Raw genomic sequence first — 12,676 nt, 5'->3', positions numbered from 1 at the left:
CTGAATCCAAAACCCGAGACGGAGCCAGTGGAGAACAAGAGATGAAACAGAAACTGATCCTCGCCGCGGCAGCGTCGGTCCTGGCGATCTGCCAGCCCATCGCCGCGCAGGCCTTCGAGCTTGGCGTCGTGGCGTTCCAGATGTCCTCCGAAACCCATGCCCGCGTCGCGAACGCGGTCGAAGAGGCGGCCGAGGAAAAAGGCTGGGACGTTGTTGTCCTCAATTCGAACGGCGCTCTCCCGACCCATGCCGAACAGATCGAGAGCCTGATCCAGCGCGGCGTCGATGGGATCGTGCTGGCCATGTCGAAGCCGGTTCAGTTCGAAGCCCAGATAAAGGAGGCGAAGGAGGCCGACATTCCGGTGATCACCGTGATGAGTGGCGCGAGTCCGGATGCACTGTTCGACATCCAGGTCAACGAATATGCCGTTGGTGCGGACGCCGCCCTCTACCTTCTCGGCGAGCTTGGCTATTCAGGGAACATTCTGACGGAGCGGTTCGATTCGAACGTCGGAACCCGGATCCGCGGCAAGATCCTCGACGTCGTACTCGGCGAGAACACCAACGTTCAGGTGGTCGGTTCCCACTCCATGGCCCGCACGCAAAGCTGGCGAGACGACGTGCGCAGCGGCATGAACGCTCTGCTTCTCCAGAATGCGGGGAACTTCCAGGGCATCTGGGCGTCGTTCGACGGGCAGGCCTTCATCATCGACGACCTGCTGAAGGAGCAGGGCATGCAGAAGGGCGACATCGCGATCATCTCGATCGACGGAGGCCCGGAAACCTACCGCCGGATCAAGGACCCGAATTCGATGCTGACGGCGACCGTCGCGATCCCGTTCGAGGCGATGGGTGAGGCCGCGGTGGACGCGATGGACCGGATTGCCGTCAAGGGAGAGCCGAAGTCGGACATCACGGCCGGCCCCTACCTGTTCATGAACGCCGACGTGGTCGATCAGACCAACGTCGACCAGTTCCTGCAGTAGAGAGCGTCGGGGCGGCCCAGGCCGCCCCGCTGGCGCGTTCCCCGGCGAAGTGGAACCCGGTTCGCCGTCCGGAAACGCGTAAAGTCAAATGGTTGGAGCCTTTCACCCTTTCCGTGAAGGGATGAAGGGCTTCAGGTCGGAGGGGACCCATGTCCGAGATCCTGTCGGTGCGCGGCGCGAAGAAATCGTACGGCGCGGTCGTGGCGCTGCGCGGCGCCGACCTGTCCGTAACCTGGGGCGAAGTGCACGCGATCTGCGGTGACAACGGCGCCGGCAAATCCACGTTCATCAAGCTGATTTCAGGCGTGGAAACCGCCGACGAAGGGGAGATCGCGGTTAAGGGCGCCGTGTCGCGCTTCTCCAACCCGCGCGAGGCCCTGGCGGCCGGCATCGCCACGATCCATCAGGATCTCGGGCTGGCTCCGCGCATGAGCATCTACCAGAACGTGTTCATGGGTTCGGAACTGGAACGGCGCCGGTTCGGCATCAAGGTGCTCGACCGCAAGGCGATGATCGAGGAGGCACGGGGCTATCTCGGCCAGCTGAACTCGACGCTCGAGGACATGACGGCGCCGGTCGAGAACCTGTCGGGCGGCCAGCGGCAGGCGGTGGCGATCTGCCGGGCGCTGCGCTGGAAGGCCGAGATCATCATCATGGACGAGCCCACCGCCGCCCTCGGCGTCCGCGAAACCGAGCAGGTGCTGAAGCTGATCCGCACGCTGCGCTCGAACGGCGTCACGGTGATCCTGATCAGCCACAACATGAAGGACGTGGTCGCGGTCGCCGACCGGGTGACGATCTTCAGCGGCGGCCGCTCGGTGGAGTCCCATTCAACCGACGGGTTGGACGCCGACGCCCTCTCCCATCTCATCATAACCAGCGCGACCACGTAACATCGGCGACCTCTGAAGAGCCAGATGTGGAATACGCTCGGATCATCTTATTCGAGGTTGATCGACAGGACTGGAATTTGGCGCACTATTCCTCTCCCGGTAGCGCCCCGGCCACCGGATGGCAGTCCACCGTCGCGGCCTGCTTCGCGCTCATGCCATCGGCAAGCCAAGCTGCGGCTGCGCCTTCGCAAGCGTCGCCGCCGGCCATCTCAACTTGTCGAGAAACACGTCAATCAGTTCTTTTTCTTTTCTGCAGGTCTCGGCGCCGGGGATGACCGCTTTCGGAAACGGTCCAGCTGGCTTCTGTGCCTGTCTTGGGCGCTAAGCCGTCCGGCAGCGCCGGGCTCCCCAACGCCATCGCCGGGGAGCCTTCCCGCGCTACACCTCTGTCGCCTCAGCGAGAGCCAAGGCATCTTCAATATCTACGCCGAGATAGCGCACGGTGCTCTCGATCTTGGTGTGGCCGAGCAGGATCTGCACGGCTCTCAAATTGCCTGTGGCCTTGTAGATGATCGAAGCCTTGGTCCGGCGGAGGGAATGGGTTCCGTAGTCCTCACGGCGCAGACCAATGCCTGTCACCCACTCATCAACGAGCCGGGCGTACTGACGGGTGCTGATGTGGTCGGAGTGGTCGATGCGGCTCGGGGAGGCGTAGTCGTCCAGCGTTCCTCCGCGTCGCTCGAGCCAATCGAGACTGGTCGTCCGCGCTGGCTCGAGGAGCTCGAACCGAACCGGCCGGCCGGTCTTCTGCTGGATTACCAGCGCGCGAGCTCTTACCTGGCCGCCGCTGACAAGCTCGCCGATCCGAACCTTCAGGACATCGCAGCCGCGCAATCTGCTGTCGATCGCGAGGTCGAACAACGCCCGGTCCCGGAGGCGGCGCTTCTGGTCGAGCCACGGGTTGGCCGAGATCGGACTGACAGCTCAGGGATATCTGCTTGAGAAGAGCGGACAGCCTTGAACAGCCATCGACATCCCCTCCCTCCTGTCGACCTAAACGCTACCCGCCTCGATCCCAACTCAGCGAGCCGACGGCCGACGGCAGCCGCGGAACCACGACGGTGGAAGGCGGCCCGTATCCCACTTCCGTCAGGAGGGATATGAAGAGATGTTTATCTGATTACGTCACTCTGGCGCCAGAGCATCAGGACCTGAGCCTCTGCCGAGTTCACGCGCCATACCGATGAAGGTCTTGAGGGCGGCGGACGGATTGCGCCGTCCCGGATAGTAGAGGGCGAGCGGCGCGAGCGGTGGCGTCCAGTCCTCCAGCACCCGGATCAGGGTTCCCGCCTCGATGTCGGCTCGGACGTTCGCCTCGATGAAGAAGCCGAGACCGATGCCCTCCAGAACCGCGGTCCGCGCCAGGCTCGCCTCGTCCAGGGTGATCGGCCCTTCCACGTCGATCTGCGCGCTCTGATCGCCTTTCCGGAGCGCCCACCGGTAAAGGGCTCCGTTCGGCAGCCGAACACGGATGCATTTGTGGCCGGCGAGGTCGGGCGGAACGCGCGGCCTGTCGTGAACGTCGAAGTAGTCCCGTGACCCGACCACGGCATAGCGCTGCGGAGGACCGAGCGGGATCGCTATCATGTCGCTCGGGACCAGATCGGCGGACCGGACGCCCAGGTCGAAGCCCTCGGCTACGATATCGACCAACCGCCCCTCGGTCACGAGGTCGACATGCACCTGAGGGTGAGTGCGTAGAAACGCAAGCACGAGCGGCGACAGGATCTCGCGCGCTGCCGTGGCGAATGTGTTGATGCGGAGCGTTCCTGACGGGATCGCCTGCTGCGAACGCACTCCGTTCATGGCGTCGCGGATGTCCTGAAGGGGTGGCCCGATCTGGTCGACGAACCGGCGGCCCGCGTCGGTCAGCGAGACACTGCGCGTGGTCCGGTTGAAGAGGCGAACGCCGAGCTCACGTTCAAGCTTTCCGATCGCATTGCTGAGCGCAGTCGTCGACATGCCGAGATCGACGGCTGCTGTGCGGAACGAGCTTCTACGAGAGATGGCCAGCACCGCCTCCAGATCATTCAGTCCGGGCTGATACATTATCCCGCTCCTCGCAACGTCTCATCCCACATAATCCCGATTATCGGGACGCCCGTCCACGACTAGATGTGGACAGCGTGAAACGAGACAAATGGAGCGGTGGCATGAACCTGCCCCAACCGATCGAGACATACTTCAATGCCGACAGCCGCAATGACGCCGAGGCCGTGCTTCAGGTCTTCTTGACCGACGCTATCGTCAAAGACGAAGGCAAGACGCACCGCGGATGCCAAGAGATCGAAGCGTGGTGGCGGGCGGCCAAGGCGCAGTATCAGCCCGTTGCCAAACCCCTCGACTGCACGAATGAGCACGACGAATACCGCGTGCGGGCGCAGGTAACGGGCAATTTCCCCGGCAGTCCGGCCGTGCTGACCTTCGCCTTCCGCCTCGAGCACAACTGGATCACGCGGCTGGAGATCACCGCATGAGCGCATTCCTGACGCTGGAGGGCAAGAAAGCCCTCGTCACCTCCGGCACGCGCGGCGCGGGCGCAGCCACCGTTTCGCTGTTCCGCGAGCTCGGCGCCCAGGTCCTGACGACCGCACGATCGCGGCCGGAGGGCCTTCCCGAAGCGATGTTCGTCGCTGCCGACCTCACCACGCGGGAAGGCTGCGACAGGCTCGCCGAAGCCGCACGTGAACGTCTGGGAAGGGTGGACATCGTCGTCCACATGCTCGGCGGCTCCTCTGCTCCGGCCGGCGGCTATCAGGTGCTGAGCGACGCCGAATGGGCGAAAGAGATCGACCTCAACCTGATGCCGGCGGTGAGGCTAGACCGCGAACTGGTGCCCGCGATGGTGGCGCTAGGCCAAGGGGTGGTTATTCACGTCACCTCCATCCAGCGCGAACTGCCGCTTCCGGCATCGACGACCGCCTATGCGGCCGCCAAGGCGGCGCTTTCGACCTACAGCAAGAGCCTGTCGAAGGAGGTTTCGCCGAACGGGGTGCGCGTGGTTCGCGTCTCTCCGGGCGGAATCGAGACAGAAGGTTCGTTGCGGCTGGCCGAGCGCCTCGGCGCCGAGGTCGGAGGTGACATCGAACACGGCAAGAGGGTCATCATGGAATCGCTCGGCGGCGTGCCGATCGGGCGGTTCTCGAGGCCGGACGAAGTCGCGAACCTTATCGCATTCCTCGCCTCGGACCGGGCCGGATCGATCACGGGCGTGGAGTATGTGATCGACGGAGGCACGGTTCCGACGGCGTAGGCCGGTGCCGTCAGAACTGCAACCGGGCGTTTTCCTTGACCTCTCTCATGACGAAGAAGGTCCGGGTGTTCCGGACGCCTGGCAAGGCGATCAGGGTCTCGCCCTGCAGCTTGTTGAAATCCGCCATGTCGCGCGCCCGGATCTTGATGAAGTAGTCGAACTCGCCCGCCACCAGGATGCAGTCGAGCACCTCCTTCACCTTCAGCACGGCCTCTTCGAAGGCATAGCGGCTGTCAGGCGTGGAACGGTCGAGCATGACGCCCACCATCACGAGGGCACCCAGGCCGACCGAAGCTGGCGCGACGTCTGCCCTGACACCGGTGATGTGACCCTCGTCGAACAGTCGCTGCGTCCGTCGGTAACAGGTCGCAGGACTGACGCCCACACGCGTCGCCAGCTCGGCATTCGTCAGTCGGCCCTCGGCATGGAGCGCACGCAGGATCCTCATATCGACCCGGTCCAGATCGGGCTCGGAAGATTCTTTCATTTCGATCCCCAGCCTGAGGAGAAAATAGAATTCCAATGGGTATAGCAGTCTTTGAAAGAAATCGATGAGCGAATTTAGAGAGCACCTTTCGCTTCGGCTTCCCTATCATCGACACCATGGATGACGGGATCAGCGCCTTGATCCACGCCACCGCACCACTGCCGTCGTGGCGGCCGCCGTCAGTCTTCCGCAACCGGTTGCTTTCAGCATCAACTCCAAATCAAGACGAAGGAGCCTCTTCGATGACGAACGGCTTTGCGACGACGCAGGACGACATTCGTATCTTCTATAAGGACTGGGGCCCCAAAGACGCACAGCCCATCATGTTTCATCACGGGTGGCCTCTTTCGTCTGACGATTGGGATCCACAGATGCTGTACTTCCTGTCGAAGGGGTACCGCGTGGTCGCTCACGATCGCCGCGGCCATGGCCGCTCCGATCAGGTTGCCGAGGGCCACACGCTCACCAACTATGCGGCGGATGCGGCCGCTGTCGTCCAGCATCTGGACCTGCGCAACGCAGTCCACATCGGGCACTCCACCGGGGGCGGCGAGGTGGCGCGGTATGTCGCCCGGCACGGGCAGCCCGAGGGCCGAGTGGCGAAGGCCGTTCTCGTCGGCGCCGTCCCACCGATCATGGTCAGGACCGAACGGTATCCCGGCGGGCTGCCGATCGAGGTGTTCGACGGCTTCCGTCAGGCTCTTGCAGCGAACCGGGCTCAGTTCTTCCTCGATGTGCCGAGCGGCCCCTTTTACGGGTTCAACCGGCCGGATGCCGTCGTGCATCAGGGCGTCATCATGAACTGGTGGCGGCAGGGAATGATGGGCGGCGCCAAAGCTCACTATGACGGCATCAGAGCTTTCTCGGAAACCGACCAGACTGAGGACCTGCAGGCGATCTCCGTGCCGACACTCGTACTTCATGGCGAGGACGACCAGATCGTTCCGATCGACAACAGCGCCAGGCTGGCGGTCAAGCTGCTGCAGAATGGGACGCTGAAGACCTATCCCGGTTTCAGTCACGGCATGCTGACCATCAATGCCGACACGCTCAACAAGGACCTCCTCTCCTTCATCGAAGCCTGAGCAGGCAGCAAAGCGGTCCGGTACGACGGTCGTGGTGGCTGACGCTCACCGGTGCGGCAAGCGCGATGCGCCTTCGTCGCCTCACCAGGCAGAGCGGTCGCAGAATCTCCCTGCTCAACTGACCAGCCCGAAACCAACTCATGAAAGGATTTGCGACATGATCAACACCCTTCGCGCCACTGCCGCCGCGGCGACAGCCGCCGGCCTCATCGGCTATGCCGAAGCGGCGCCTGTCCAGCCGATCCCGGATGTTCAGACGGTACGAAACGTCGTGCTGGTGCACGGCGCCTTCGTCGACGGTTCGGGGTGGCGCGGCGTCTATGACGAACTGACGTCGCGCGGATACAGCGTCACCATCGTCCAGAATCCGCTCACGTCGCTCGCCGACGATGTGTCGGCGACGACCCGGGCGCTGGACCGGCAGGACGGCCCCACAATCCTGGTCGGGCACAGCTGGGGCGGAACCGTCATCACGGAGGCGGGGGTCCACGAGAATGTGGCCGGCCTCGTTTATGTCTCGGCGCTATCGCCGGACGCCGGAGAGACGACCGCTGAGCAGTACAAGGGCTTTACCACTCCACCGGAATTCGTCCTGGAGGCGCAGGGCGACGGCTTCGCCTTCCTCAGCCCCGAGCATTTCAAGGCCGGATTTGCCGCCGACACCAGCGACGCGGATGCCGCGTTCCTGCGCGATTCCCAGGTCCCCATCGCCCTGTCTGCCTTCGAAACGAAGCTGGAGAATGCCGCGTGGCGGATGAAGCCGAGTTGGGCCGTCATTGCGACGCAGGACAGGGCCTTCGATCAGCAGATGCTCCAAACTATGGCAGAGCGGATCGGAGCAACGGTGACGGAGGTGCCGGCAAGCCACGCGGTCTTCATGACCCGGCCGCTCGAGGTCGCCGATGTGATCGACGGCGCCGCGCGCGGTATCTCACAGAAGGCGAAGCAGCCCGACTGATCGCGTCCTGGCGCAACGTCAGGACGACGGGCGGCCCTGCCACGCAGGTGACGGTTACATCTGCAATCCGTTGATCCGGGGGCGCAACTGTCAGGAAGCGTAGCGGTCATAGCCTGCCCGCCAAAGAGCAGGATCCGCCCGCCCCGGGGCGGGCACTGCGATGACCGAGAAGCCGGAAGGAACGGAGCATGAATGGGGATGTTCGCTGCGCGACCATACTGGCGGTCGCTGACGCAGGTCCGGCCTTCGACCAGGTCTGGTCCGCGATCGCAGAAAACAGCGGAAGCCTCGCGCGCGTCGGAGAATGGCCAGCGCGCGTCACTGCGTTCCCACAGGGGTGCTAAGCGTCATCTTCACCTGACTGCATGGTTCGGGTTTATAGAGCCCAGAATTCAGGCTGTAAAAACACGATTTCCTCGAATAATGACCTGCAGGTCGCGGAAAAATACTTCTTGACTGGGCTGACTTTCCCGATGAATCCGCATTGTTCGGGTGTGAAGAAAGATGAAATCGAAGGTGTCGTGGACTAGGTCCTCAAGGCCGCGCAGCTCCCGGCGGAAGAAGGGCTGAGGCGATGGACGCAAGCAGCCCGAACAGGTCGCTCGCAGACCATGTGAGCCGCGGCGACCGGTTCGATCCCGGGAAAGACTCCCGTTCGAGCCCCCCGTCGGCGCTCAGAGGAGGCGGATTCCTGATCGTCGACGATGATGCTGCCTTTCGGGCCGTGCTCTCGACGTTCCTGGAGCAGCATAACCTGCCCTCCACGTTCGCTGCCAACCGGGCTGAGGTCAGGAAACAGATGAATTCCGCCAGCCCCAGTCTGATCATTCTCGACATCAAGCTCGGGCAAGAAGACGGGCTCGACATACTTAGGGAGATCCGCAGCAGCTCCGACGTCCCTGTCATTATCATGACCGGCCACAGGCGGGACGAGATCGACCGCGTCGTGGGACTTGAGCTGGGAGCGGATGACTACCTCACCAAGCCCTTCAGCCTCCATGAGCTTTTGGCACGCATCCGCGCTATCCTCCGGCGCCAGGAAATCGGCCGGATGGCCCGGATCAAGGATCCGGAGCGCGGGGGGTATCGGTTCCTGGGGTGGCAACTCGAGCGGCGCGCGCGCCGTCTGATCGATCCCACGGGACGCTTGGTGCCTCTGACGAAGGGCGAGTACTCGCTGCTGCTGGCCTTCCTCGCCTCCCCTCAGCGGCCACTGAGCCGGGAGCAACTCCTGCAACTCACGAGGCTCCACGAAGACGTCTACGATCGGAGCATCGACGTTCAGGTGCTGCGATTGCGTCGCAAGCTGGAGGCCGATGCGAGCGCCCCGCAGGTGATCGTGACCGAACGCGGCGTCGGGTACGTCTTCGCTCACCCGGTCGAGCCGTACTAGGTCATGCCCCCCCCGCCTCGTTACACCGCTAACGCAATGGCGCGGGCCGGCGACAACGGCGTAGCCGGCCCCGCCGAAAAAGCTTCCGAGCTAACCCTTGGGAGTTTTGGAAATGCTGAGACACTTTTCTTCCACGCAGAACGATATGGCTGCCACTGCGTCGCGGACATCGGCCGCCCACGGCACAGGCGCCCGGCCACGTACACGAACCGCCTGGTGGACATCGGAAAGGCGTGAACTCATCCTTGCCCATGGTGGGTTCGGCGCCCCGGGCGTTGCGATCGACCAACTGCACCGCCAACGCGACGTAAAAGCGGATCTGTTGCCGCCTGCGGCTGCGGGCACTTCTGCTGCAAGCGAGATTGCAGAGCGCGGCGCGCTGTCCCGGGTCCGCTCCGGCCTGGCAGGGATCGCCGACTGCCTGCTTCATGTCTGGAAGCTGGTGCAGCGAGAGTATCGCATTGCATGTGCGGTCCGGCAGCTGGAGCGACTCGACGAGCGAATGCTTCGCGATATCGGTATCTCGCGGTACGAGATCAGAAGATCCGCCCGGTTTGGCAGGGACCACGATGGAGGCGGAGCGTAGAAGGGCAGCCCGACGCGGGGTCGGACGCTATGCCCGGCGGGGCGCGTGAATGCGGCGCGCTCCGCCAGAAAACCCAAGTGTGGAACGAGTTTAGGCTCGAACCTGAAGGCTCGAAGCGAAGTCGGTCCATCTACCGGACCAGGCAATGTTGGCTTCGCGGTCCTCGGATGAGGCGGCCGAGAAACCGGGCGCTTCGGATGCAGTATGCCGAGGGTTCTCGCCAGCCCTCCTTTCACGTGAGATCGTCGAGAAAGCGCTCGAGAATGGTGTTGAACTGCACTGACGCCTGCCAGAAGGGCGCGTGTCCTGCGCCCGGCAGGCGGTAACAGCGGCCATCCCAAAGATTTCCGTAGGCGACGCCTTCCAGATAATCCAGATTCAGCAGTGGATCGGCAGCGCCGTTCACGACGGCAATCGGGACCCTGGTGCGTTCGACCGCGAGGCGCTGGTCCGCTCCGGTACCGGCACGCGCGGCCTCGAAGAGGACCCGGCGGAAACGGCGATCCGTACGGCGGATTGCCGACGGCAGAAACGGCGGCACGGGCTTACCGAGCATGGCGCGCGCGAAGTCCGCGACGTCTTCGTCCGAAAGTTCGGCGCGTGCGGCCAGGCCGAACCGGGGCGACGTGTTGAATCCCTCGGCCATCCCCCCATTCCGCACCGGCGGCGTCCCCGTGATCAGTAACCCTTTGATCCGGTCGCTGCGCACCAGCAGGTCGATGCCGACGTGGCCGCCGAGCGACCAGCCCACCACGACCGCGTCCGTCATCCCCATAATGCCAAGGAGCTCATCGACAGCGTCCGCGAGGCCGGACCGCGTGTAGGTTCGCGCAGGATCGATCGCATCGTCGGAGTCCCCGTGCCCGGGCAGGTCGATCGCCACGAGCCGCTTACGGCGCGCGAACGGCGCATCGAGCTGGTGCTGGAAGACATCGCGGCAGGATGAGTTGCCGTGGATGAGCAGCACCGGCGTGCCGGGATTGTGGGTGTCTTCGACGGCGATGACGCCGTGAGAGGTTTCGACGAGGGAAAGGGACGTCTGTCCGGTCATGCAGGGCTGTCCTGTGATGTCCCGCAGGTTGGACGCGGGACGGTTGAGCGCGCTCGCCACCGCGAGCCAAGGTCTACGGGGACAGCCGGTGGCTACCGGCCGGTGTCAGATGAGATCCACCCGGCTACGAACGTAGCCGGCCGCTCCAAGCGGCGGCCTATTGGTGCAGATGCCGACCGCAGGCCGAGAGCGGCTTTCCGGTACCCTGTCTGTTGGCGAAATCGGCTCCCGCCTCTCAACAAAGCCAGAACTGCCCGGTGACGGATTTCGAGCGTGAAATTTTCGCCTTGTTTGCGTTACGATCGTAACCGTCGAGAAATTACTGAGAAACACGCCTCCATTACTTGGGCTCCGTCGGAATTTCCCCCGACCTTTCTGCCAATGGAGGCGTATGTGACGAAATCTTCCCCGAATGGAACGGATTCGGACCGTGTCGGCAGCGGCTATGACTTCATCGTCTGCGGCGCAGGCTCCGCGGGCTCGGTCGTCGCCGGGCGGCTGGCGGAGAACCCTCAGGTGACGGTGCTGCTGATCGAGGCCGGCGGAAGCGACGAGGTTCCGGAGGTGACCACTCCCGGCCAATGGCCCGCGAACCTCGGCTCCGCCCGCGACTGGGCCTTCGCTGCCGAGCCCAATCCGCATCTCAACGGCCGCCGCATCCCACTGAACATGGGCAGGCTCCTGGGCGGCGGTTCGAGCATCAATGTCGGCGTCTGGGCCCGCGGCCATATGAACGACTGGGATCACTTCGCGGAAGCCGCAGGCGACGCGGAATGGAGCTATGAGTCTGTTCTCGAGATCTACCGGCGGATCGAGGACTGGCAAGGCGCCGGCGATCCGCAGCGTCGTGGCCATGGTGGTCCGATCTATGTGAACTCCGCTCAGGATCCGCAGCCGGTCGCAGCCGCGATGGTGGAGGCGGCACGGTCGCTCGGCTTGCCGACGTTCGACAGTCCGAACGGCGAGATGATGGAGGGTCGCGGCGGCGCCGCGATCACCGATTTGCTGGTTCGCGACGGACAGCGTTCCTCCGTGTTCCGGTCCTACGTCCGGCCACGGATGGGACAGCCGAACCTGACGGTTCTGACCAACGCCCTCGTCAGCCGCCTGATCGTCTCCGGAACCACGGTGACCGGCGTGGAGGTTGTCGCGGGCGGCGAAAAGCGCCACTTCGAGGCGAAGCACGAGGTGATCGTCTCGCTCGGTGCCGTCCATACGCCCAAGCTCCTCATGCAGTCGGGCATCGGTCCGGAAGGTGAGCTCCGCCGCCACGGGATCGATGTAATCCAGCACCTGCCGGGGGTCGGACAGAACCATCAGGACCACGTCGCGTTCGGCTGCATTTTCGAGTGCCGGGAGCCGCAGCTGGTCAACTACGGCGGGTCGGAGGCGACGCTCTACTGGACGAGCGACGCGCGTCTCGGCGTGCCGGACCTCTTCCACTGCCAGCTGGAGTTCCCGGTCCCGAGCGCCGAAACCGCGAGCGCTTCCGTCCCCACCCACGGATGGACCATGTTCGCGGGTCTGGCGCACCCGAAAAGCCGCGGCTCCCTTCACCTTACAGGCTGCGACGTGTTCGATCCCATCCGGATCGAGGCCAACACGCTGTCGCATCCGGACGACCTCGCGGCGGCGTTCACGACTGTCGAGCTGGCGCGCGAGCTCGGCGCCGACGCGGCGTTCGGGGATCTCGTGAAAGGCGAAGCCCTGCCGGGCAAGCTCGATCGCGCGGCGATGGAGGACTACCTGCGCAACGCCGCGGTGACCTTCTGGCACCAGTCGTGTACGGCCAAGATGGGATGTGACGAGATGTCCGTCGTCGATGGAGAGCTGAAGGTCTACGGGATCGAGCGGCTGCGCCTCGCCGATGCGTCGGTGCTGCCGGACGTGCCCAGCGGCAACACGATGGCCCCTTGCGTCGTGATCGGCGAACGCGCGGCGGACATGATCCGCGTGACCCACGGCATCTGACGTTCGCCACGCT

General features: G+C 64.2%; 12 protein-coding genes and 1 pseudogene. 9 read left to right on the top strand and 4 right to left on the bottom strand.

Translation table 11 applies throughout. From position 1 onward, the window contains the following. The first annotated feature begins 41 nt into the window (after positions 1 to 41). Both J2S73_RS07255 and J2S73_RS07250 read left to right on the top strand, forming a co-directional pair. Positions 42 to 986: a sugar ABC transporter substrate-binding protein gene (locus J2S73_RS07255; RefSeq protein ID WP_306884790.1), complete on the top strand. Its 945-nt coding sequence runs from the start codon at positions 42 to 44 to the stop codon at positions 984 to 986. A 149-nt stretch (positions 987 to 1,135) separates the two neighbouring features. Next, entirely contained in the window at positions 1,136 to 1,879 is a 744-nt protein-coding gene (locus J2S73_RS07250; RefSeq protein ID WP_306884789.1) for an ATP-binding cassette domain-containing protein, read from the top strand. A 378-nt stretch (positions 1,880 to 2,257) separates the two neighbouring features. Here the strand turns inward: J2S73_RS07250 and J2S73_RS07245 are convergent. Continuing rightward, a pseudogene (locus tag J2S73_RS07245) lies at positions 2,258 to 2,776 on the bottom strand (tyrosine-type recombinase/integrase); the annotation flags it as partial. Positions 2,777 to 3,004: 228 nt separating this feature from the next. Then, a complete protein-coding gene (locus J2S73_RS07240; RefSeq protein WP_306884788.1) occupies positions 3,005 to 3,928 on the bottom strand; it encodes a LysR family transcriptional regulator in 924 nt (307 codons plus the stop codon). A gap of 104 nt (positions 3,929 to 4,032) precedes the next feature. Between J2S73_RS07240 and J2S73_RS07235 the strand changes: the two genes are divergently transcribed. Further along, positions 4,033 to 4,356, top strand: a complete 324-nt coding sequence (locus J2S73_RS07235; RefSeq protein ID WP_306884787.1) for a nuclear transport factor 2 family protein — start codon at positions 4,033 to 4,035, stop codon at positions 4,354 to 4,356. Further along, a complete protein-coding gene (locus tag J2S73_RS07230) occupies positions 4,353 to 5,132 on the top strand; it encodes an SDR family oxidoreductase (RefSeq protein WP_306884786.1) in 780 nt (259 codons plus the stop codon). Before J2S73_RS07235 ends, J2S73_RS07230 begins: the two co-directional genes overlap by 4 nt. Positions 5,133 to 5,142: 10 nt before the next feature. Here J2S73_RS07230 and J2S73_RS07225 read toward each other — a convergent pair whose 3' ends face one another. Further along, positions 5,143 to 5,619: an Lrp/AsnC family transcriptional regulator gene (locus J2S73_RS07225; RefSeq protein ID WP_306884784.1), complete on the bottom strand. Its 477-nt coding sequence runs from the start codon at positions 5,617 to 5,619 to the stop codon at positions 5,143 to 5,145. A gap of 242 nt (positions 5,620 to 5,861) precedes the next feature. Between J2S73_RS07225 and J2S73_RS07220 the strand changes: the two genes are divergently transcribed. The 4 genes from J2S73_RS07220 (at position 5,862) to J2S73_RS07205 (ending at position 9,641) form a co-directional block, all read left to right on the top strand. Next, the gene (locus tag J2S73_RS07220; RefSeq protein ID WP_306884959.1) at positions 5,862 to 6,704 is read left to right on the top strand and encodes an alpha/beta fold hydrolase; all 843 of its coding nucleotides are present in this window, start codon (positions 5,862 to 5,864) and stop codon (positions 6,702 to 6,704) included. 157 nt (positions 6,705 to 6,861) lie between these two features. Continuing rightward, positions 6,862 to 7,662, top strand: coding sequence for an alpha/beta fold hydrolase (locus J2S73_RS07215; RefSeq protein WP_306884783.1), 801 nt, complete (start codon positions 6,862 to 6,864; stop codon positions 7,660 to 7,662). A 574-nt stretch (positions 7,663 to 8,236) separates the two neighbouring features. Continuing rightward, positions 8,237 to 9,055, top strand: coding sequence for a response regulator (locus tag J2S73_RS07210; RefSeq protein ID WP_306884782.1), 819 nt, complete (start codon positions 8,237 to 8,239; stop codon positions 9,053 to 9,055). A 112-nt stretch (positions 9,056 to 9,167) separates the two neighbouring features. Beyond that, the gene (locus J2S73_RS07205; protein WP_306884781.1) at positions 9,168 to 9,641 is read left to right on the top strand and encodes a DUF1127 domain-containing protein; all 474 of its coding nucleotides are present in this window, start codon (positions 9,168 to 9,170) and stop codon (positions 9,639 to 9,641) included. 232 nt (positions 9,642 to 9,873) lie between these two features. Here J2S73_RS07205 and J2S73_RS07200 read toward each other — a convergent pair whose 3' ends face one another. Further along, positions 9,874 to 10,692, bottom strand: a complete 819-nt coding sequence (locus J2S73_RS07200; RefSeq protein ID WP_306884780.1) for an alpha/beta fold hydrolase — start codon at positions 10,690 to 10,692, stop codon at positions 9,874 to 9,876. A gap of 381 nt (positions 10,693 to 11,073) precedes the next feature. On the opposite strand from J2S73_RS07200, the gene J2S73_RS07195 reads away from it, so the two are divergent. Then, a complete protein-coding gene (locus J2S73_RS07195; protein ID WP_370874393.1) occupies positions 11,074 to 12,663 on the top strand; it encodes a GMC family oxidoreductase in 1,590 nt (529 codons plus the stop codon). Positions 12,664 to 12,676 lie beyond the last annotated feature (13 nt).

This window comes from Amorphus orientalis, from assembly GCF_030814015.1.
GTDB lineage: Bacteria > Pseudomonadota > Alphaproteobacteria > Rhizobiales > Amorphaceae > Amorphus > Amorphus orientalis.
The sequence above is the reverse complement of the archived record's forward strand: the minus strand, read 5'-3'. Positions and strand labels throughout refer to the sequence as shown.

Bases quoted from the DNA above. Each gene is read 5' to 3' on its own strand.
- J2S73_RS07255 (WP_306884790.1), top strand. From the start codon at position 42: ATGAAACAGAAACTGATCCTCGCCGCGGCAGCGTCGGTCCTGGCGATC.
- J2S73_RS07225 (WP_306884784.1), bottom strand. From the start codon at position 5,619: ATGAAAGAATCTTCCGAGCCCGATCTGGACCGGGTCGATATGAGGATC.
- J2S73_RS07205 (WP_306884781.1), top strand. From the start codon at position 9,168: ATGCTGAGACACTTTTCTTCCACGCAGAACGATATGGCTGCCACTGCG.
- J2S73_RS07200 (WP_306884780.1), bottom strand. From the start codon at position 10,692: ATGACCGGACAGACGTCCCTTTCCCTCGTCGAAACCTCTCACGGCGTC.
- J2S73_RS07230 (WP_306884786.1), top strand. From the start codon at position 4,353: ATGAGCGCATTCCTGACGCTGGAGGGCAAGAAAGCCCTCGTCACCTCC.
- J2S73_RS07215 (WP_306884783.1), top strand. From the start codon at position 6,862: ATGATCAACACCCTTCGCGCCACTGCCGCCGCGGCGACAGCCGCCGGC.
- J2S73_RS07210 (WP_306884782.1), top strand. From the start codon at position 8,237: ATGGACGCAAGCAGCCCGAACAGGTCGCTCGCAGACCATGTGAGCCGC.
- J2S73_RS07250 (WP_306884789.1), top strand. From the start codon at position 1,136: ATGTCCGAGATCCTGTCGGTGCGCGGCGCGAAGAAATCGTACGGCGCG.
- J2S73_RS07240 (WP_306884788.1), bottom strand. From the start codon at position 3,928: ATGTATCAGCCCGGACTGAATGATCTGGAGGCGGTGCTGGCCATCTCT.
- J2S73_RS07195 (WP_370874393.1), top strand. From the start codon at position 11,074: ATGGAGGCGTATGTGACGAAATCTTCCCCGAATGGAACGGATTCGGAC.
- J2S73_RS07220 (WP_306884959.1), top strand. From the start codon at position 5,862: ATGACGAACGGCTTTGCGACGACGCAGGACGACATTCGTATCTTCTAT.
- J2S73_RS07235 (WP_306884787.1), top strand. From the start codon at position 4,033: ATGAACCTGCCCCAACCGATCGAGACATACTTCAATGCCGACAGCCGC.